Source organism: Flavobacterium sp., assembly GCF_049590715.1.
Taxonomy (GTDB): Bacteria; Bacteroidota; Bacteroidia; order Flavobacteriales; family Flavobacteriaceae; genus Flavobacterium.
The window spans coordinates 1-21,474 of sequence record NZ_JBAWDL010000133.1 but is presented as its reverse complement, the minus strand read 5'-3'; the positions used below and the strand labels follow the sequence as shown (position 1 = coordinate 21,474).

Below are 21,474 nucleotides of genomic sequence, written 5' to 3'. Positions count from 1 at the left end.
AACCCCTCATCGCCCACAAAACTTCTCAAGAAATTGAGAAGTTTTTTTTTGCACTAAAATTTTATTTACAAGAATTTCTAAGTTGTTGATTATATAATTAAAAACTGAAATTATGTAATTCCTACCGCAACCTTTGTTGTAATTTTATCCTATTAGAAAATGATAGAATTATGCAAACAAAAATACCTTCTTCGCATAAAAATAGAACGAAAACAAATCAAGTTTATAAAAGAATAAAAGAGTTTCTCATTTTGTTCTTTATAAAGGTGGCTAATGTGGTAGATTATCTACGGAATATCTTTAGAAATCTTTTCTCCAATAGGTTAGAATTTCAAGAATTTTTAAAACAATGTTACCAGATTGGTAATAAGTCTGTTGGGTTAATTTCTATAACCGGATTAATAATAGGTTTAGTTTTGACTATTCAATCCAGACCTTCTTTGGTGAATTTTGGTGCGGTGGCTATGTTGCCTAGTATGGTAGCTATTTCGATTATTAGAGAAATGGGACCTGTTATCACGGCTTTAATATGTGCTGGAAAAATTGGTTCTAGCATGGGTGCTGAATTAGGTTCTATGCGTGTAACCGAACAAATTGATGCCATGGAGGTGTCTAATACAAATCCAATAAATTTTTTAATTATCCCAAGGGTTTTAGCTGCTACTATAATGATTCCAGTTTTGACTTTATATGCTGATGCCATAGGGATTTTTGGGAGTTGGTTAGGAGTTAACATTAAAGATAATGTAAGCCTAGCTCTTTTTATATCACAAGCCTTTAAGAGTGTTGAGTTTATTGACATTGTTCCAGCTATAATTAAATCATTCTTTTTTGGAGCAGTAATTGGTTTAGTAGGATGTTATAAGGGATATAATGCTGGACGAGGAACTGAAAGTGTGGGTATAGCTGCAAATTCTGCTGTAGTTACTTCATCATTATTATTAATCATTGTAGACTTAATTGCTGTACAAATAACCGATTTATTGTAATGGAAAAAATAGATAACAACGTAATTATTGCCATTAAAGATCTTAAAAAAAGTTTTGGCGATCAAAAAGTGCTTGATGGACTGACATTACAATTACACGAAAATGAAAATTTAGTGGTATTAGGGAAATCTGGTTCTGGAAAATCTGTGTTAATTAAGTGTATTGTAAGTCTTTTACAACACGATGAAGGGAGTATTTTGGTAGGTAAACACGAATTAACTGATATTAACGAAGAAGATTTAATAGTTGTTCGGAAAAAAATAGGATTTCTTTTTCAGGGAGCTGCTCTGTATGATTCAATGACTGTGCGGGAAAATTTGACTTTTGCATTATCAAGACTAAAGGAAAAATTTTCAAAAGAAGAAATAAATAATAAAATTGTGGAGGCATTAGAAAATGTAAGTCTTCCTGATTCTATAGATAAGATGCCCTCTGAGTTATCTGGAGGTATGAAAAAAAGAATTGGATTAGCTAGAACCTTAGTGGTGAATCCTAAAATAATTCTCTATGATGAACCTACAACAGGTTTAGACCCCATTACTTCTGATGAAATAAGTAATTTGATAAACGATACTAAAAACAAATTCAATAATTCTTCCATAATAATTACTCACGATATTAAATGTGTAAAAACTGTTGCAGATAGAATTATAATGATAAAAGACGGAAAGGTTTATAAAGAAGGAAAGTTAGAAGAATTCATCAAAGATAGTGATCCATATATTCAATCATTTTTTAATTAAGAGATTATGAAAACAAATAAAAATACATATAAAATAAAACTAGGTATTTTTGTAACTATAGGAATAGTAATATTATTTGTAATATTATTTTTTATTGGTAGTAACCAAAACTTATTTAGTTCCAAATTTGAAATCAATACTAATTTTAAGAACGTTAGTGGATTACAGATTGGTGGGCAAGTCCGTTTTTCAGGTATTTCCGTAGGGACTATTGAAGGCATTTCAATCATTAATGATTCGACGGTAAACGTCATGGCAAGTATTGATAATGATGTGAAAAAATTCATCAAAAAAGACAGTAAGGCATCCATAGCATCAGAAGGAGTTATTGGAGATAAAATTTTAACCATTTCTCAAGGAAGTACAAAATCTCCCGAGGTTAAAGATGGAGCTACGATTAAATCTTTTGAGCCTGTAGAATTTGATGCCATATTAAATTCTGTAAAGGTTACTGCCGAAAATGCAGAGGTGATAACTCATGAATTAGCATCTTTATTAAGTAGTGTTAATAATGGTGAAGGAACCATTGGAAAACTAATGAATGATGAAGGAATGGCTGAAGATTTAGATAAAACCATGACAAACTTAAGAAAAAGTTCAAAAGGATTAGAGGAAAATATGGAAGCAGCAAAACATAACTTTTTACTCAGAGGCTATTTCAAAAATAAAGAAAAAGAGAAAGAAAAATTAGCAAAAGAGAAAGAGAAGGAAGCAAAAGAACAAGCCGAGAAAAATAAAAAATAAAATAATACCTAAAGAATAAAACCTAAAAAGTGAGGTTGTTTTTTAATAACTGCCTCACTTTTTATGGAATAAAATTATGTACTTTCTTTAAAGTCTACAGACAACGAATTCACACAAAAACGTTCACCCGTATTAGTAGGTCCATCATTAAATACATGTCCTAAATGACCGCCACAATTAGCGCAAACAATTTCAGTGCGAATCATACCATGACTTTTATCCAATACATTTTTTACTTTTCCTGGAATAGCTTCATCAAAAGAAGGCCAGCCACAATGTGCATCAAATTTGGAACTGCTTTTAAATAGAGCTTCGGAGCAACCACCACAGCAATAAGTACCATTTTCATAATGAACATTGTATGTGCCTGAGTGAGGAGATTCAGTTCCTTTGTCTCTTAAAATTCGGTAACGCTCACTTCCTAGTTGTTTTTTCCATTCTTCTTCTGTTTTTTCTATTGGATATTTCATGATTTTATTTTTAAATAGTAATGTTTTTACGTAAATTATCTAAGTAATAATGAACACTATAAAATTATTTCTTTTTTATGATATTCCAAAAAATAATAGAAGATGTCTTTATATATTATCAATTATACCTGTTACTTTTAATCAAATACTTAAATGAATATTATTTTTTACTTTTCGCTTTTATAAAGATATATTAAGTACAATCCCTAAAACATATAGAAATCATCAGCTTTTTCAATTGAAAAACGGTTTTTATTAACATTATATTATTTTTTGCAACTGACTTTTATCTAACTTTTTTTTTCATAAATTTAGAGAAACATAAATGTCATTTTAACAATGTTTTTAGAATGAATTTTTTATAATCATGCTTTACTAAAATAGTATCAGTAATTTGATTAACATGCTTAGGAATACAATAAATGGAGGTATTAAAAATAGTGCATATTAGTGCAGAATGTTATCCTGTAGCTAAAGTTGGTGGTTTAGGAGATGTTGTTGGAACAATAGCAAAACACCAATTTAAAGCTAAACATAATGTTAGTGTGGTGATTCCTTGTTATGAAACGAAGTTTATAAAAGAGCATGAATTTGAAACTATTCATTCATCTAAGGTTAAATTAGGTCATTTTAACTTTCCTTTTAGTGTACGTAAAGGTGTAAATCCTGATTTAGGCTTTGATTTATTTCTGATTGCGATTCCAGAACTTTTTGACCGAAGTGACATATATGGCTACAAAGATGATATTGAGCGTTTTATGGCTTTTCAAATCGCTACTTTAGATTGGTTTGTAAGTCAAGATTCTCAATTTGATATTATTCACTGTCATGATCACCACACTGCTATTATTCCTTTTATGATGCAACAAGCATTTAATTATGAAACACTAAAAGCTATTCCATCCCTTTTAACTGTTCATAATGCTTTGTACCAAGGCCAATTTGGTTTTGACAAGTTACATTATTTTCCAAATTATGATTTATCAAAAACCCACCAGCTGGAATGGGGTGGATGTATTAATTCATTAGCAGTAGGATTAAAATGCGCTAGAGCAATCACTACTGTTTCACCTAATTATTTGAATGAAATTAATCACATTGGATATGGGTTAGAAACATTGTTCAATCAGTCACGATATAAATCACGAGGTATTTTAAACGGAATAGATAATGAAGTGTGGAATCCCAAGAAAGATATCCTAATTACTCTAAATTATAATGAGGACGATTTTGAATTTGGTAAACAAAAAAATAAAGAAAAATTATGTAATCTGTTCAATCTCAATATTGAATACCCACTAATAAGTTTTGTTGGACGCTTATATGAAGAAAAAGGTGCGGATTTATTAGCAGAAATAGCAAGAAAAACCATTGTAAGAAACAATAATAAAATTAATATCCTTATATTGGGTTCTGGAAATAAGGATATAGAAGAAAGCCTGAATCTAGTGTTAAATGATTGTGCAGGAAGTTATAATGTATGTATTGAATTCAATGAAAAATTAGCCCATCAAATTTACGCTGGTTCTGATTTTATTTTAATGCCTTCCCGAATAGAATCATGTGGCTTGAATCAAATGTACGGCTATCGATATGGTACTATTCCTATAGTTCGAAGGACAGGAGGCCTGATTGATACTGTTATTGATATTAACGAGGGGGGATATGGAATTTGTCATGACCAAGCAACGGTAGAAGATGTTTGCAACGCTATTCAAAGAGCGTATGAATTGTATCAAGATAAAGAAAAAATAAAAATAATTGCAAAATCTGGAATGATGCTCAATCATTCATGGGAAAATGCATATCAAGAATATTTAAAAATGTATAATTTAATAATAAAATAAAAGATGAAAGCGAAGCGAAAAAATGTGATTGCAATTATTCTAGGAGGTGGTCAAGGATCAAGATTATATCCATTGACAGAATCGAGGTCTAAACCTGCCGTACCAATTGGAGGTAAATATAGATTGGTTGATATTCCTATTTCTAATTGTATGAATTCAGATATCTATAGGATGTTTGTTTTGACACAATTTAACTCCGCTTCATTGAATGCACACATCAAGAATACCTATGTGTTTAGTGCTTTTAGTCAAGCTTTTGTTGATATTTTAGCAGCGGAGCAAACTCCTGATAATCCTACTTGGTTTCAAGGAACTGCAGATGCTGTAAGACAATGTATGCCTCATTTTTTAAATCATGATTTTGATTATGCATTAATTCTTTCTGGTGACCAATTATATCAAATGGATTTGAATGAAATGATCGAAGAACACATTCGAAAAGATGCTGAGATTTCCATCGCCACATTACCCGTTAACGATAAAGATGCACCTGAATTTGGTATATTAAAAACAAATAAAGACAATTTTATTGAATCTTTTATTGAAAAACCAGCTAAAGAATTGTTGCCAGATTGGACGTCAAATGTAAGTGATCAAATGAAAGCAGAAGGAAAAAATTACTTAGCTTCAATGGGGATCTATATCTTTAATAAAGACTTATTAGTGGATTTGATGAGCAATTTTGAAACTAAAGATTTTGGTAAAGAAATTATCCCACAAGCAGTGGAAACAAATAGAGTCTTAAGTTATCAATATGAAGGTTATTGGACTGATATTGGAAATATTGACTCTTTCTTTGAAGCAAATATTGGTTTGACTGATGATGTTCCTCAGTTTAATTTATTTGATAATGATAATAAAATTTACACTAGACCAAGGTTATTACCACCATCGAAGTTTCAAAACACTAATATTGATCGTTCTTTAATTTCTGAAGGTTGTATTTTGAATGCCAAAGAAATAAATAAATCAGTTATTGGAATTCGTTCTCGGATCGGTAAAGATACCGTGATTCAAAATTGCTACATAATGGGTAATGATTTGTACCAAAGTATTGAAACCATGGAAGATGAAAGAAATAATAATAAAATATTAGTAGGTATTGGGGAAAGATGTTATATCAAGAATGCTTTAATTGATAAAAATTGTCGCATAGGAAATGATGTGTATATCTGTGGTGGAGAGCATTTAGAGAATTCTTCTAATGAATTATATGCTGTAAAACAAGGAATTGTAGTCATTAAAAAAGGAGCTGTCATTCCTGATAATTATGTAATTAAATAATTTAAACTTACAGTAAACTTGATAACCAAAGATATAAAACAAGAATACTTATAAAATATTAAAATGCAGAATCAAACTCGAATTATAATAGAAAATGTGATGCCCCAATTAGACGGTGGAGCATTTCCAATAAAAAGGATTGTAGGTCAAACAGTAAGAGTAACTGCCGCTGTTTTTGCAGACGGACATGATGTTGTGGAAGCTTGTGTAAAATACAAACAGGAGAAGGAGAAAAAATGGAAAGAAGTTAGAATGACTCCTGCTGTTAATGACGAGTGGTTTGCCGAATTTAAAGTTGAAAAACAAGGAAATTACACCTATTACGTAGAAGCTTGGGTTGATTATGCTTTAAACTGGCAACACGGTACTGATCGAAAAATCCAAGACAATCAATATGTAAAATCAGAGCTATTAGAAGGTGCTGAATACGTAAGAGCCGTTAGAGAATGGGTAACTACTTCTGAAAGTGATTATTTAGGTCATATTGATTATTTATTTACAAATGAATCAGAATATGACAAAGCAATTCATGAAGTAAACTCACCTAAATTGACGGCTATCTTCAAAAAACATCCTTCGCGATTTTTGGCAAATAAATCGGCTGAATTAGGAGTTTATGTAGATAGAAAAAAAGCATTATTCAGCACTTGGTATGAGTTTTTTCCTCGTTCAACATCTCAAGAAGATGGGAAGCACGGAACATTTAAAGATTGTATACCATTATTATCAAGAGTAGCTGAAATGGGATTTGACACATTGTATTTTCCACCAATTCATCCTATAGGAGAAGTAAATAGAAAAGGTAAAAACAATGCAACAAATGCTGAATATGGAGATGTAGGCTCACCATGGGGAATTGGTTCTGTTCATGGAGGTCATAAATCAACGCATCCTGAATTAGGTTCTATTGAAGATTTTAAAGAATTAGTGAATAGAGCACAAGAATTAGGTATTGAGGTTGCAATGGATTATGCTTTGCAAGCGGCTCCAGATCATCCATATGTGAAAGATTTTCCACAATGGTTCAAATGGAGACCAGATGGAACGGTGCAATATGCTGAAAATCCGCCAAAAAAATACCAAGATATTCAACCAATATATTTTGAAAGTACGGACTGGAAAAATTTATGGAAAGAATTATTAGATGTTGCTTTATTTTGGATCGAAGAATGTAATATTAAGATTTATAGAGTTGATAATCCGCACACTAAACCTTTTTACTTCTGGGGTTGGTTGATAGGTGAAATCAAGAAAAAACATCCTGATGTTTTATTTTTAGCCGAAGCTTTTACACGACCTAAAATTATGAATGAATTGGCTAAACAAGGTTTTAGTCAATCCTATACTTATTTTACTTGGAGAAATTCTAAAGCTGAATTGACTGAGTATGTAAGTGAGTTAACGCAATCCGAACAAAAAGAATTTTATCGTCCTAATTTCTGGCCTAATACACCCGATATTAATCCATTTTCTTTACAAAGTGGAAGTGAATCGATACATTTACAGAAATACTTTTTAGCTGCCACTTTAAGTTCAAGCGTAGGTATCTATGGCCCTGTGTATGAGTATATGGTATGTGAACCAATGGCTCCTGGAAAAGAAGAATATCTTAACTCTGAGAAATATGAGTTTTATAAATGGGATTGGACTATTCAAAATAAATTAACCACTTTAATTTCGAAGATAAATGGTATCCGTAAAGAACAAACTTCTTTGCAACAAACTAATAATATTATTTTTTGTAATACTAATAATGATGAGATTATAGCGTATTATAAGTTTGATGATGAAAAACGTAATAAAACATTAATGGTCGTTAGTTTGAATGCGGATCATACTACGCAAGCAATGGTACAATTACCAATCGCTGAATTAGGAATTAACCCTGTCAACATTGTAGATTTAATTACAGGAAATAGTTATGTATGGGATAAAGAATGGAATTTTGTTGAGCTAAGTCCAAATATGCCTTTTCATTTGTTTCAAATTCAAGATTGAATAAAAAATTAACTACTATTATTGTTTAAAAAAACAAACCAAAAAATGAATAAAGTACAAACGCATTCTCTTTTTACTGATTTTGATATCGATTTGTTTAAGGGGGGAAAACATTTCCGACTTTACGAAAAATTAGGAGCGCATCTTATTGATGTTGATGGAGTAAAAGGAGTGTATTTTGCCATATGGGCACCTACTGCTCGTTCGGTTTCTGTTGTTGGAGATTTTAATTATTGGATCCAAGGGGAACATCAATTAAATGTACGATGGGATTCCTCAGGTATTTGGGAAGGTTTTATTCCAGGTGTCGAAAAAGGAACAACATATAAATACAAAATACAATCTAATAATGGTGGTGTAATTACTGAAAAAGCAGATCCATTTGCTTTTTATTGTGAAAAACCACCTCATACAGCTTCTGTAGTTTGGGATTTAGATTACAAATGGAAAGATGAAAACTGGATGAAAACTAGAAAAGATCATAACGGTCTAGATAAGCCTTATTCAGTTTACGAAGTGCATCTAGGTTCCTGGAAACGCCATGGTGAAGAAAACCGCTTTTTAACCTATCAAGAATTTGCTGTAGATTTAGTAAATTATGTTAAAGAAACAGGGTTTACTCATGTGGAGTTTATGCCGGTAATGGAATATCCTTATGATCCTTCTTGGGGATATCAATTAGTAGGATATTTTGCTCCAACATCTCGCTTTGGAGACCCACAAGGTTTTATGCTTTTGGTTGATGCCTTACACCAAGCTGGAATTGGTGTGATTTTAGACTGGGTACCTTCACATTTTCCTGATGATGCACACGGATTAGGATATTTTGATGGTTCTAATTTATACGAGCATCCTGATCGCCGAAAAGGTTACCATCCAGACTGGAAAAGTTTAGTTTTTAATTATGGTCGAAACGAAGTTCGTTCGTTCTTAATTAGTAATGCTATCTTTTGGTTACAACATTATCATGTGGATGCGTTACGTGTGGATGCTGTAGCATCAATGTTGTATTTAGATTATTCTAGAAAAGATGGAGAATGGGAACCTAATGAATATGGTGGACGTGAAAACTTAGATACTATCAGCTTTTTGAAGGAATTCAATGAAGCAGTTTATGGTAGTTTTGAAGGGGTTCAAACCATAGCAGAAGAAAGTACCTCATTTCCAATGGTTTCAAAACCTACTTTCATGGGCGGTTTAGGATTTGGAATGAAATGGATGATGGGTTGGATGCATGATACTTTAGAATATTTCAAAAAAGAAACAGTTTATAGAAAATACCATCAAAATGATTTGACTTTTTCGATGACGTATGCTTTCTCAGAGAATTTTATGTTGCCTCTTTCACATGATGAAGTAGTATATGGTAAAAAGTCTATTGCTGGAAGAATGCCTGGTGATGAGTGGCAAAAATTTGCTAATCTAAGACTTCTTTATGGGTATATGTTTACACATCCTGGAACAAAATTATTGTTTATGGGATCTGAATTTGGTCAAAGTGCCGAGTGGAATTTTGAAGCAAGTTTAGATTGGCATCTATTACAATATCCTTTTCACGAAGGGATTAAAAAAGTTATTACAGATTTGAACGCGCTGTATAAAACAGAACCAGCATTACACGAAAAACAGTTTAGTCCAGAAGGATTTGAATGGATCAATTATTCAGATCATCAAAATGCGGTCATGTCGTATATTAGAAATGGAAATGACCCAAAAGAATGTGTAATTGTTGTGTGTAATTTTACTCCAGTGGTTAGAACTAATTACAGAATAGGTTTGCCTAGAAAAGGAAAATTAAAAGAAATTTTCAATAGTGACTCCGATATTTACGGAGGAAGTGGTATAAATAACCTTTCAGAAATTACAATTGAGTCTTCACCATACGATGGAAGAGATTATTCTGCTGAATTAGTACTAGCTCCATTGAGCGTTGCTGTCTTTAAAATTTCATAAATCATTTATAAAATTTGATTTTTTTATAGTATCGGTATTAATTAGCAATAATTAATACCGATACTTTATTTAGGGCTATTTTCTTTCAAAATAAAATCTCCTTTTTATCAATAAAGGCTTTAATTCAAAGTAGTTAAAAAATAAATTTTGTAGATTTGGTACATTCAACTAAAGGCTTTTTAATAAAAAATTAGAATATGATTACGAATACAGAATTAGAATATAAAGGGGATTTATACCCGTCAAAAATCGTTTCCTACGAACATGAAGTTGATTCTGTTTCTTTTTATACTGATAATAGTGTTATTTTAAAAGTAACTGTACTTAGAGATAGTATGTTGCGTTTTCGATATACTGCAAAAGGATATTTTAGCAATGATTTTTCATATGCAATAGATAAGAAACACTCTCATGGTTATAATTTTTTGAAAGTTATTGAGGAAGAAGGGTACTTTGAGATTATAACGACTAAAGTAATTTGTAAAATTCATAAAGAAGATCTACGCATTTCTATTTATGATCTAAATGGTAAGGTCATTTTAGAAGATGAATTAGGCTTTCATTGGGAAGAAAGCTATGAGTTTGGTGGGAATATTGTAAAAATGAGTAAAGCGTCAAAAGACGGCGAATGTTTCTACGGACTTGGTGATAAAGCGACTCAAATGAACTTAAAAGGCAAAAGGATTGAAAATTTTGCAACAGATCAATATGCCTATCAAAAAGACCAAGAACCATTATATAAAGTAGTTCCTTTTTATATAGGTTTACAAAATAAACAAGCCTACGGAATTTTCTTTGATAATACGTTTAGAACTTTTTTTGATTTTTCTCACGAAAGACGGAATGTGACTAGTTTTTGGGCTGAGGGCGGAGAAATGAACTATTATTTCATTTATGGCCCTAAAATGCAAGATGTTGTAACCACTTATACGGACTTAACTGGAAAACCTGAATTACCACCACTTTGGACATTAGGGTACCATCAATGTAAATGGAGTTATTATCCTGAAAGTAATGTAAAAGAAATAACAACTAAATTTAGAGAATTAAAAATACCCTGCGATGCTATTTATTTAGATATCGATTATATGGATGGTTTTCGTTGTTTTACTTGGGATAAAAATTATTTTCCTGATCCAAAACGAATGGTGGCTGAATTAGCGGCTGATGGATTTAAAACAGTAGTAATAATTGATCCGGGAATCAAAATTGATAAAGAATATTCAGTTTATAAAGAAGCCTTAGCTAAAGATTATTTTTGTAAAAGAGCCGATGGTCCCTATATGAAAGGAAAGGTTTGGCCTGGAGAATGTAATTTTCCAGATTATACAAACCCCGAAGTTAGAGAATGGTGGGCTGGATTATTCAAGGAATTAGTTTCTGAGATTGGAGTTAAAGGGGTTTGGAACGATATGAATGAACCTGCCGTTATGGAAGTTCCAAATAAAACGTTTCCTATGGATGTGCGTCATGATTATGATGGAAATCCATGTAGTCATCGCAAAGCACATAATATTTACGGAACACAAATGGCAAGAGCTACCTATCATGGAGTAAAAAGATTTGCCTATCCTAAAAGACCTTTCGTAATTACTCGTTCAGCCTATGCTGGAGCACAACGTTATACTTCGTCCTGGACAGGTGATAATGTAGCCACTTGGGAGCATTTATGGGTTGCTAATGTTCAGGTGCAACGTATGAATATCTCAGGAATGGGATTCACTGGATCTGATATTGGTGGTTTTGCTGAGCAACCTTCTGGAGAATTGTACGCTCGTTGGATTCAGTTAGGTGTTTTTCATCCTTTTTGTAGAACACATTCCTCAGGAGATCACGGGAATCAAGAACCTTGGTCATTTGACGATGAAGTAATTGATATTACAAGAAAATTTGTAAATCTGCGATACCAATTATTACCATATTTATATACAATGTTTTGGCAATATATTGAAGAGGGGATACCTATGCTGAAACCGTTAGTATATTTTGATCAAGAAGATATTCAAACGCATTATAGAAACGACGAATTTCTATTTGGAAATCAAATTTTAGTATGTCCTATTTTGGAACCAAATTCATTAGGAAGAAGAATGTATGTTCCTAAAGGACAATGGTATAACTTTTGGACAAATGCTTTTATAAATGGAGGAAAAGAAATGTGGGTAGATTCTAAATTTGATGAAATCCCTGTGTTTGTAAAAGCTGGAGCTATTATCCCTAAATATCCCGTACAGCAATATGTAGGTGAATTGGATTTTGATGAATTAATTTTAGACGTTTATTTCAAAGTAGGTAAAGAAAAATCAGTTGTTTATGAAGATGCACAAGACGGTTATGATTATAAAAAGGGAAGGTATAGTTTTCTAAGTTTTAATGTTATGGGTAAAGAAAAAGATTTAATTATCCAATTACATAAAGTAGGGAAATACAATACTAATTATTCTAAATATAAAATAAATTTGATAGGCTTACCTTTTAAAGTTAAAAGTATAGAGATCAATAATGAAAAATTCGATTACGATAAAAAAACTTTGGATAAAGATAATTATTTAGTCATAGAGAAGGAATTTACTGTATTACATATAACAGGAGTATAAATCAAAATTGCTATTTTTGTATTAAAATTTTAAATTATGAAAAAGAATATAGTTTTAGGTTTCTGTACCATTGGTTTGTTGTTTTCATGTGCAACGAATCCACTTACAGGAAAAAAATCATTGAATTTTGTATCTAATAGCGAGTTGTTTCCTTCGGCTTTTCAGCAATACGGAGAGTTTCTGAAAGAAAACAAAGTGATTACAGGAACAACTGACGCAAGAAGAGTGGAATCAGTAGGTGTTAAAATCAAAAATGCCGCAGAAAAATACTTGGCATCCTTAGGACAGACAGACTACTTGAAAGATTACCGTTGGGAATACAAATTGGTTGACAACAAAGAGGTAAATGCTTGGTGTATGCCAGGTGGTAAAATCGTTGTTTACACTGGAATTATGCCTATCGCAAAAGATGATGCAGGCTTAGCAACAGTAATGGGACACGAAGTATCTCATGCTTTAGCTAATCACGGTGCACAACGTATGAGTGCTTCTCAATTACAATCTTTAGGAGCTGCGGGAGTTGCTGTAGCAACTGGAAGTCAAAGCGCTGAAAAGCAACAAATGTGGCAGCAATATTATGGAATTGGTTCACAAGTAGGGGTAATGTTGCCATTCAGTAGAAGTCACGAAACTGAAGCTGATAAAATTGGTTTGGTTTTAATGGCTATTGCTGGTTATAACCCTGAAGAATCAATTAATTTTTGGACTAGAATGTCAGCTAATTCAGGTGGACAAGCTCCAGCAGAAATGTTAAGTACACACCCTTCGGATGCTACTAGAATTGCTAATCTAAAAGCAATGGTTCCAGAAGCAAAAGCGGTTGCCGCTAAATTTGGTGTTGTTTTTAAATAAAATAAAAGCAAAATAAGATATCCAAGAGGTTGTTTCACAATTAGTGAAACAACCTCTTTTTATTTTTTTTAGATTTTAGACAAAAAACTATTCAAAAAATAATAAATTCGTCAAAAATAATTTTATGATTGATTTACAAAAAGGTGATAAAAAACTACTTAATGCTTGGGCTTTTTATGATTGGGCAAATTCAGTGTACACACTTACGATAGCTTCAGCAGTATTTCCTATATTTTATGAAGCTTTGTTTTTAAAGGATAATCATTATATAGATGTATTTGGTTTACATCTAAAAAATACAGCGTTAATTAGTTTTATTACAGCAACTGCGTTTTTAGTTGTTTCAATAATTTCTCCTTTATTATCTGGAATTGCTGATTATGTAGGGAATAAAAAAACTTTTATGAAGTTTTTTTGTTACCTAGGAGCTTTCTCATGTATGGGATTGTACATGTTTGATTTAGAAAACATATATATTGGATTAACCTTTTATTTTTTAGGATTAATAGGGTATTGGGGGAGTTTAGTTTTTTATAATTCGTATTTACCAGACATTGCTTTTCCTGAGCAACAAGATGAGATTAGTGCAAAAGGATATTCATTAGGATACATAGGAAGCGTTATTTTATTGATTATTAATCTCACAATGATTATGAAACCTAGCCTTTTTGGTATTATAGGAACAGAAGGAGAGGCTGCTATGAAGGCCATGCGATATTCCTTTGTTATGGTAGGGGTTTGGTGGATCTTATTTAGCCAATATTCCTATTATTATTTGCCAAAAGGAAATATTACTCAAAAAAAGGTCACTAAAGCAATCCTATTTAATGGTTTTAACGAACTTAAAAAGGTTTGGTTATTACTGGATGAAAATGTACGTTTGAAAGCATACCTACGAAGTTTTTTTGTGTATAGTATGGCCGTACAAACAGTAATGCTAGTCGCAACCTATTTTGGTGCACAAGAAATTCAATGGTCCTCAAAAGAAGAAAGTACAATTGGATTAATTATCTGTATTTTATTAATTCAAATAGTAGCTATATTAGGAGCTGTTTTGACTTCTAAAGCATCTGAAAAATGGGGTAATATTCCAACTTTAATAGTGATTAATAGTATTTGGATTGTATTTTGTGTTCTTGCTTATTTTATCTCATTACCAATACATTTTTACATAATGGCAACTATAGCTGGACTTGTTATGGGCGGAATCCAATCTTTATCACGATCTACCTACTCTAAGTTATTACCTGAAACCAAGGATACCGCTTCATTTTTTAGTTTCTATGACGTTTCTGAAAAAGTAGGTATCGTCATAGGAATGTTAGTATATGGTGCGATAGATCAAATCACAGGAAGTCCACGATTGGCTATTGTTTTCTTAGCTTTGTTTTTTATAATGGGAGTCATTTTGTTAAAAAGAATTCCTAAAAAAGTAAGTTAAGTTCACTAATATTAAAAAAGCTTTAAAAAAAACTATTTTTTTTGTGGCATAATGATTGACTTTAGTAAGTGAAGTCAATCATGGTAATGTATTACTGTTTGATTTTCAATAAAATAAAACACCATATCTATTAACTTTGTCTCTGAACGAATGTTCGTTTGGTGACAAAATGACTTAATTACATATATGTCAAATCATAAAATAAGCACTATTGACAATCTGTCACTTCAAGAAATCGATTCACAAGCTGAATTAATTCCATTATTAACTCCCGAAGACGAGGAGGAAATGATGAATGAAATTTTGCCAGAAACTATTCCTATTCTTCCTTTACGAAATATGGTTTTATTTCCAGGAGTTGTTATTCCAATTACCGCAGGACGTGACAAATCCATCAAGTTAATTGATGATGCTAATATGGAAGGCAAAGTCATTGGAGTAGTTGCTCAAATCGACGAAGATATTGAGGAACCTACTAAAAACGATATTCATAAAATAGGAACCGTGGCTAGAATTCTACGTGTTCTAAAAATGCCTGATGGGAATACAACGGTAATTTTACAAGGAAAAAAACGATTTGAAATTTCTTCGGTTGTTTCAGAAGAACCATATATGACTGCTAATATCAAAGACATTCTGGAGAAAAAACCTAAGGGAAAAAACTCAGAGTTCTTGGCAATTTTAGAATCGGTTAAGGAGTTAGCAATCCAAATTATTACGGAGAGTCCAAACATTCCAAGTGAAGCTACTTTTGCAATCAAGAATATTGAAAGTCAGTCTTTCTTAATTAATTTTGTAACTTCAAATTTGAATTTATCAGTTAAAGAAAAACAAGATTTATTAGCGATAAACAATCTAAAAGACAGAGCTTTAGAGACTTTAAAATACATGAATATTGAGTTGCAAAAATTGGAACTTAAAAATGACATTCAGTCTAAAGTTCGTTTTGATTTAGACCAACAGCAAAGAGAATATTTCTTGCACCAACAGATGAAAACTATTCAAGAAGAATTGGGTGGAACGTCTCAGGAAGAAGAAATGGACGAAATGTTGGTAAAGTCTAAAACAAAAAAATGGGACGAAAAGAACCAAATTCATTTTGAAAAAGAATTATCCAAAATGCGTCGCATGAATCCACAAGCGCCTGATTTTGGAATCCAAAGAAATTATCTAGAATTATTATTAGAATTGCCTTGGAACGAATATTCGAAAGATAATTTCGATTTAAAACGCGCTCAGAAAATCTTAGACCGAGATCATTTTGGTTTAGAAGAAGTAAAAAAGCGAATGATTGAGCATTTGGCAGTTTTGAAATTGCGAAATGATATGAAATCACCTATTATCTGTTTGACAGGACCTCCAGGTGTTGGAAAAACTTCGATTGGTCGTTCCGTTGCCGAAGCTTTAGGAAGAGAGTATGTACGTATTTCTTTAGGTGGATTGCGTGATGAAGCAGAGATAAGAGGACACAGAAAAACTTATATTGGCGCTATGCCAGGTCGAATAATTCAAAGTTTGAAAAAAGCAGGGACGTCTAATCCTGTCTTTGTTTTGGATGAAATTGATAAATTATCAAATAGCAATCACGGAGATCCATCTTCTGCTTTGTTAGAAGTATTGGATCCTGAGCAAAACAGTACTTTTTACGATAATTTTGTCGAATTAGGATATGATCTGTCTAAAGTGATGTTTATCGCAACTTCTAATAATATGTCGACGATTCAACCTGCTTTACGTGACCGTATGGAAGTTATTAAGATGTCTGGGTATACAATTGAGGAAAAAGTAGAAATAGCCAAACAACACTTATTTCCTCGTCAATTAAAGGAACATGGATTAACTTCCAAAGATTTGACCATTGGAAAAAAACAATTGGAAAAAATCGTTGAAGGGTACACTCGGGAATCAGGAGTTCGTGGTCTGGAAGCAAAAATTGCTCAAGTGATTCGTAATGCGGCTAAATCTGTAGCGATGGAAGAAGAGTATAACAAGAAAGTGACTGATACTGATATTGTTGAAGTTTTAGGAATTCCTCGACTAGAAAGAGACAAGTATGAGACTAATGATGTGGCTGGAGTGGTCACAGGATTAGCATGGACAAGTGTAGGTGGCGATATTTTATTTATAGAATCATTAATTTCTCCAGGAAAAGGTGGAATGACCATCACAGGGAATTTAGGAACAGTGATGAAAGAGTCTGCTACTATTGCCTTAGAGTACATCAAGGCAAATACAGAATTATTAGGTTTAAATCCTGAAATATTAACCAAATACAATGTCCATTTGCACGTACCAGAAGGGGCTACGCCAAAAGATGGACCAAGTGCTGGAATTGCCATGTTGACTTCATTAGTTTCTTTGTTTACACAAAAAAGAATAAAGAAAAATATCGCCATGACAGGCGAGATTACATTGAGAGGAAAAGTGCTACCTGTGGGAGGAATCAAAGAAAAAATATTGGCTGCCAAAAGAGCAAATATTAAAGAATTGATTTTATGTCATGAGAACAAAAGTGATGTTGATGAAATCAAACCAGAATACATTGAAGGTCTTACTTTTCACTATGTCAAAGAAATGAATGAAGTCCTAGAAATTGCGATTACAGAACAAAAGGTAAAAAACGCTAAAAAGCTATAATAAGCACGAAAGATGTTTTTTATAAAAACCAAAATTAGACGAACAATAAATGTGTCTAATTTTGGTTTTGTTATTATTATTTGATTTTCAATAAAAAACCAACTAATTATAGTATATTAATTTTATCTTCGCAGCTGCGTTTTACCTAAACCCAATATTGAGCATGTTAAAAAAGCATCTTGTCTTTTTGTCTTTATTTTTTTGTTCTTTGTCCTATGCTCAGATAGGAGGTAAGAGTGTTTATCAGTTTTTGAATTTGGTAACTTCACCTAGGCAAGCTGCATTAGGAGGAAAAACGGTAACGATTTATGACGAGGATGTTAATCAAGGGATTTTTAATCCTGCTTCGATAAATCCTGAAATGGACAATCATTTGTCAATTAATTACGGAAATTATTTTGGCGAAGTAACCTACGGTACCGCTTCTTATGCGTACACTTATGATCGTCATCTTCAAACTTTTCATGCAGGTGTCAATTACATTAATTATGGGACTTTTGAAGGGTATGATGAAAATGGACAACAAACCAATAGCTTTACTGGTAGCGAAATAGCACTTTCTGGAGGGTATGCATATAATGTTCCTTATACCTCTTTGTATTTGGGAGCTAATGCTAAATTAATTTCTTCAAACTTAGAAACCTATTCTTCATTTGGTGGAGCGATTGATTTTGGAGCCATTTATATTGACGAAAAGAATGATATCAATTGGGGGTTAGCGATTCGTAATATTGGGACACAATTCACAACTTATTCCGGAATTAGTGAACCATTGCCTTTGGAAATTATCTTAGGGGTTTCACAGGAATTAGAACATGTTCCTATTCGATGGCATCTTACTTTAGAAAATTTACAACAATGGAATGTTTCGTTTTCTAACCCAGTACAAGCTGAGAGCTCTATCGACGGAACTTCTACAGAAGAAAAAATTTCTTTTTTAGGAAACGCTATTAGACATGTGATTGTAGGAGCTGAATTGTTTCCAAAAAGAGCATTCAACTTAAGAGCAAGTTATAATTTCAGAAGAGCACAGGAGTTAAAAATATTAGAGCAACGTAATTTTTCAGGTTTCTCAGTAGGTTTTGGATTGAGAATGAATAAATTAAAGTTTGATTATTCGTATTCAAGATATACTTTGGCAGGGAATACCAGTCTTTTTGGGTTGACCATTAATTTTCAATAAAAAACAATTTGAGTTCAAAAATAACCATAGCAATAGATGGGTTTTCATCTACTGGGAAAAGTACATTAGCCAAACAACTAGCAAGTCAACTAGGCTATGTATATGTAGATACTGGTGCCATGTATCGTGCTATTTCACTTTTTGCGATGCAAAAAGGGTTTATCACCGATCAATCATTTGATAAAGAATCATTAATAAATAGTTTAGCTTCTATCCGATTGCAGTTTCAATTCAAACCTGAATTGGGTTTTGCTGCGATCCTATTGAATGATGTGGATGTTGAAAAAGAAATTCGCACCATCGAAGTTTCGAGTTTTGTAAGCAAAGTAGCTGAATTAGCTGAAGTACGACTGAAATTAGTCGAACAACAACAAGAAATGGGAAAGAATAAAGGAATTGTTATGGACGGTAGAGATATTGGAACGGTTGTTTTTCCAAATGCCGAACTTAAAATTTATATGACCGCAAGTGCATCCACTAGAGCACAACGCCGTTATGATGAACTTGTCACTAAAGGGGACACCGTGAGTTATGACGAAGTATATAATAATGTAGTCGAAAGAGATTATATTGATACTCACAGAGAAAACTCCCCATTAGTAAAAGCGGTTGATGCCATTGAAATTGACAATTCAAACATGACTAGAGAAGAGCAACTGTCCTTAGTTTTAGATTTGGTTCAAAAAGCAAATAGCTAAAAAACACTTCAAATAAAAAATATAAAAACTTTCAAAAGGTATCGTAAAAGTGTCTTTTAAGAGATTTTATGCACCTATTCTGGCAATCCGAACTTGTCCTTCACTAATCACTAGAGGAGCTTCCTTAGGTCACTCTCTCAATGATTTTAAGAAATAACCATAAATTCTCAGGTTACCACTACGGTCTGGGGCGTTATCTACAAGCTCTATCCAAATTACACTCCTAATTAACGTATTAAACTTTTAAAATCATCATATAGAAAGTATTCTGTTCCAATACCTATAGTCAATACATTGTTAGCAATAGCCTTACCTAATTCATCCACTTTAATACCACGATATTTACGAGCTTTCCCTTGAAAAATAAAGTCTAATTTTGGCCACACTTTTAAAACAATAGCATGAAAAACCCCATATCAGTAGTGGTATCCTTGTGGTAACATAAATGCCAGCAGCCACAAGATATAACGGATGGCAGGAGCGATCTTCCTAAATGCACCAAATGTTGTGGGCTTAAAAACGAAAAATGTACGGCTATTGCGAGCCAGTGTTGGATTGTGTATTTTTGGATGATTTTATAAAATAGTGAACTATGTACAATTTATTGAAAGGGAAAAGAGGAATTATTTTTGGAGCTTTGGATGAACATTCGATTGCCTGGAAAACGGCCGAACGCGTGCATGAGGAGGGTGGCATTTTTGTATTGACCAATGCACCTGCTTCGATACGTTTAGGCGAAATTGATGTTTTGGCACAAAAAACCAACTCGCAAGTTATTCCTGCTGATGCGACTTCAATTGAAGATTTAGAAAATCTAGTGGCGCAGTCAATGGCCATTTTGGGTGGTAAAATTGATTTTGTGTTGCATTCTATCGGGATGTCTGTGAATGTGCGCAAGGGGAATCATTATATCGATCAGAATTATGATTTTACGCAAAAAGGGTGGAATGTGTCTGCGGTTTCTTTTCATAAAGTGATGCAGGTTTTGTACAAAAAAGAGGCAATGAACGAGTGGGGAAGCATTGTGGCGTTATCGTATATGGCAGCGCAACGTGTGTTCCCTGATTACAATGATATGGCGGATAATAAGGCATTCTTAGAGTCGATTGCGCGTAGTTTTGGGTATTTCTTTGGTAGAGATAAGAACGTACGTGTAAACACGATTTCGCAATCGCCTACGGCTACTAGAGCGGGACAAGGGGTAAAAGGTTTTGATGAATTCATTTCCTTTGCTGAGAAAATGTCGCCTTTAGGAAACGCTTCGGCTTTGGATTGCGCGAATTATGCCTTGACACTTTTTTCGGATTTAACGAAGAAAGTTACACTTCAAAACTTATACAACGACGGCGGATTCTCGAATATGGGAGTGAGCCAAGAAATCATGCACATGTTTGAGGAGAAGTAAAGTCATGAGGTTTACCGCTAATTCGCAGATTTATTTATTTATTGGAATGCTAAGTTTTTGACTGTAAAATTAGCGCCAATTCCGCTCTAAGCGGTTACTTAATTTCGAATAAATTAATAAAAAATTGCGACCCGAGTGCCAGCGAATAGGCGGAGCAATTAGCGGTAAAAAAACGCGCGTACATTTTTAAAATAAATACTTATGAAAGCATCTTACCATAAATACATTCTCGATTTTAAAAGACCATCTGGAACTTCCAGAGGAGTGATGACGCAAAAAGAAACTTGGTTTATTGTTCTTGAAAAAGACGGTAAAAAAGGAATAGGAGAGTGCGGAATCTTAAGAGGTTTAAGTGCGGATGATCGTCCGGATTATGAAGAAAAATTACAATGGACCTGTGATAATATTCAGCTAGGTAAAGAGGCTTTGTGGGAAGCTTTGTTAGAGTTCCCGTCGATACAATTTGGTGTCGAAATGGCGTTCCGTTCTTTGAATAGTGTAGACCCTTTTTTGTTATTCCCGTCAGCCTTTACAAACGAAGGAAAACCGATCGTAATTAATGGTTTGGTTTGGATGGGTGATGCCGATTTTATGATGGACCAAATTAACGATAAAATTAAACAAGGGTTTACC

The 21,474-nt window shown here is 32.9% G+C and carries 16 protein-coding genes and 1 pseudogene; 15 read left to right on the top strand and 2 right to left on the bottom strand.

Translation table 11 applies throughout. The annotated features are described in order from the left end of the window. Positions 1-170 precede the first annotated feature (170 nt). Genes WBQ70_RS06085 through WBQ70_RS06075 form a run of 3 tightly spaced genes read left to right on the top strand, consistent with a single transcriptional unit; the run spans position 171 to position 2,476 of the window. Positions 171-989 (top strand): MlaE family ABC transporter permease, encoded by an 819-nt coding sequence (locus WBQ70_RS06085; RefSeq protein WP_423911755.1) that lies wholly within the window; start codon positions 171-173, stop codon positions 987-989. Next, a complete protein-coding gene (locus WBQ70_RS06080; protein ID WP_423911752.1) occupies positions 989-1,732 on the top strand; it encodes an ABC transporter ATP-binding protein in 744 nt (247 codons plus the stop codon). The genes WBQ70_RS06085 and WBQ70_RS06080 overlap by 1 nt, the downstream gene beginning before the upstream one ends. Positions 1,733-1,738: 6 nt before the next feature. Next, positions 1,739-2,476, top strand: a complete 738-nt coding sequence (locus WBQ70_RS06075) for an MlaD family protein (RefSeq protein WP_423911749.1) — start codon at positions 1,739-1,741, stop codon at positions 2,474-2,476. Between the two features lie 74 nt (positions 2,477-2,550). Here the strand turns inward: WBQ70_RS06075 and msrB are convergent, their stop codons facing one another. Next, on the bottom strand, positions 2,551-2,946 hold the full coding sequence (gene msrB, locus WBQ70_RS06070; RefSeq protein WP_423911746.1) for a peptide-methionine (R)-S-oxide reductase MsrB: 396 nt from the start codon (positions 2,944-2,946) through the stop codon (positions 2,551-2,553). Between the two features lie 440 nt (positions 2,947-3,386). Between msrB and WBQ70_RS06065 the strand changes: the two genes are divergently transcribed. The 10 genes from WBQ70_RS06065 (at position 3,387) to cmk (ending at position 19,436) form a co-directional block, all read left to right on the top strand. Continuing rightward, positions 3,387-4,793, top strand: a complete 1,407-nt coding sequence (locus WBQ70_RS06065; protein WP_423911744.1) for a glycogen synthase — start codon at positions 3,387-3,389, stop codon at positions 4,791-4,793. A gap of 3 nt (positions 4,794-4,796) precedes the next feature. Then, positions 4,797-6,077: a glucose-1-phosphate adenylyltransferase gene (locus WBQ70_RS06060; protein WP_423911741.1), complete on the top strand. Its 1,281-nt coding sequence runs from the start codon at positions 4,797-4,799 to the stop codon at positions 6,075-6,077. A 63-nt stretch (positions 6,078-6,140) separates the two neighbouring features. Continuing rightward, a complete protein-coding gene (locus tag WBQ70_RS06055) occupies positions 6,141-8,075 on the top strand; it encodes an alpha-1,4-glucan--maltose-1-phosphate maltosyltransferase (protein WP_423911739.1) in 1,935 nt (644 codons plus the stop codon). A gap of 45 nt (positions 8,076-8,120) precedes the next feature. Beyond that, positions 8,121-10,028 carry a 1,4-alpha-glucan branching protein GlgB gene (gene glgB / locus WBQ70_RS06050; RefSeq protein WP_423911737.1) on the top strand — a complete coding sequence of 636 codons (1,908 nt, stop codon included), beginning with the start codon at positions 8,121-8,123 and terminating at the stop codon, positions 10,026-10,028. Positions 10,029-10,225: 197 nt separating this feature from the next. Beyond that, on the top strand, positions 10,226-12,625 hold the full coding sequence (locus tag WBQ70_RS06045) for a glycoside hydrolase family 31 protein (RefSeq protein ID WP_423911735.1): 2,400 nt from the start codon (positions 10,226-10,228) through the stop codon (positions 12,623-12,625). Positions 12,626-12,661: 36 nt separating this feature from the next. Beyond that, entirely contained in the window at positions 12,662-13,477 is an 816-nt protein-coding gene (locus WBQ70_RS06040) for a M48 family metallopeptidase (RefSeq protein ID WP_423911732.1), read from the top strand. Between the two features lie 124 nt (positions 13,478-13,601). After that, complete coding sequence (locus WBQ70_RS06035) at positions 13,602-14,918, top strand: MFS transporter (protein WP_423911729.1); 1,317 nt, start codon at positions 13,602-13,604, stop codon at positions 14,916-14,918. Positions 14,919-15,104: 186 nt separating this feature from the next. After that, on the top strand, positions 15,105-17,555 hold the full coding sequence (lon, locus tag WBQ70_RS06030) for an endopeptidase La (RefSeq protein WP_423911726.1): 2,451 nt from the start codon (positions 15,105-15,107) through the stop codon (positions 17,553-17,555). A gap of 163 nt (positions 17,556-17,718) precedes the next feature. Continuing rightward, the gene (gene porQ, locus WBQ70_RS06025; protein ID WP_423911723.1) at positions 17,719-18,738 is read left to right on the top strand and encodes a type IX secretion system protein PorQ; all 1,020 of its coding nucleotides are present in this window, start codon (positions 17,719-17,721) and stop codon (positions 18,736-18,738) included. 8 nt (positions 18,739-18,746) lie between these two features. Continuing rightward, a complete protein-coding gene (cmk, locus tag WBQ70_RS06020; protein ID WP_423911721.1) occupies positions 18,747-19,436 on the top strand; it encodes a (d)CMP kinase in 690 nt (229 codons plus the stop codon). Positions 19,437-19,663: 227 nt separating this feature from the next. On the opposite strand, the gene WBQ70_RS06015 is transcribed toward cmk, so the two are convergent. Then, positions 19,664-19,822 (bottom strand): hypothetical protein, encoded by a 159-nt coding sequence (locus WBQ70_RS06015; RefSeq protein ID WP_423911720.1) that lies wholly within the window; start codon positions 19,820-19,822, stop codon positions 19,664-19,666. 206 nt (positions 19,823-20,028) lie between these two features. On the opposite strand from WBQ70_RS06015, the gene WBQ70_RS06010 reads away from it, so the two are divergent. Next, positions 20,029-20,841 carry an enoyl-ACP reductase FabI gene (locus tag WBQ70_RS06010; RefSeq protein WP_423911718.1) on the top strand — a complete coding sequence of 271 codons (813 nt, stop codon included), beginning with the start codon at positions 20,029-20,031 and terminating at the stop codon, positions 20,839-20,841. A gap of 201 nt (positions 20,842-21,042) precedes the next feature. Beyond that, positions 21,043-21,474, top strand: a pseudogene (locus WBQ70_RS06005) (o-succinylbenzoate synthase); the annotation flags it as partial.

Coding starts and splice junctions, on each gene's coding strand:
- lon (WP_423911726.1), top strand. CDS start 15,105: ATGTCAAATCATAAAATAAGCACTATTGACAATCTGTCACTTCAAGAA.
- WBQ70_RS06035 (WP_423911729.1), top strand. CDS start 13,602: ATGATTGATTTACAAAAAGGTGATAAAAAACTACTTAATGCTTGGGCT.
- WBQ70_RS06085 (WP_423911755.1), top strand. CDS start 171: ATGCAAACAAAAATACCTTCTTCGCATAAAAATAGAACGAAAACAAAT.
- WBQ70_RS06060 (WP_423911741.1), top strand. CDS start 4,797: ATGAAAGCGAAGCGAAAAAATGTGATTGCAATTATTCTAGGAGGTGGT.
- glgB (WP_423911737.1), top strand. CDS start 8,121: ATGAATAAAGTACAAACGCATTCTCTTTTTACTGATTTTGATATCGAT.
- WBQ70_RS06045 (WP_423911735.1), top strand. CDS start 10,226: ATGATTACGAATACAGAATTAGAATATAAAGGGGATTTATACCCGTCA.
- WBQ70_RS06075 (WP_423911749.1), top strand. CDS start 1,739: ATGAAAACAAATAAAAATACATATAAAATAAAACTAGGTATTTTTGTA.
- WBQ70_RS06055 (WP_423911739.1), top strand. CDS start 6,141: ATGCAGAATCAAACTCGAATTATAATAGAAAATGTGATGCCCCAATTA.
- WBQ70_RS06080 (WP_423911752.1), top strand. CDS start 989: ATGGAAAAAATAGATAACAACGTAATTATTGCCATTAAAGATCTTAAA.
- porQ (WP_423911723.1), top strand. CDS start 17,719: ATGTTAAAAAAGCATCTTGTCTTTTTGTCTTTATTTTTTTGTTCTTTG.
- WBQ70_RS06040 (WP_423911732.1), top strand. CDS start 12,662: ATGAAAAAGAATATAGTTTTAGGTTTCTGTACCATTGGTTTGTTGTTT.
- WBQ70_RS06010 (WP_423911718.1), top strand. CDS start 20,029: ATGTACAATTTATTGAAAGGGAAAAGAGGAATTATTTTTGGAGCTTTG.
- msrB (WP_423911746.1), bottom strand. CDS start 2,946: ATGAAATATCCAATAGAAAAAACAGAAGAAGAATGGAAAAAACAACTA.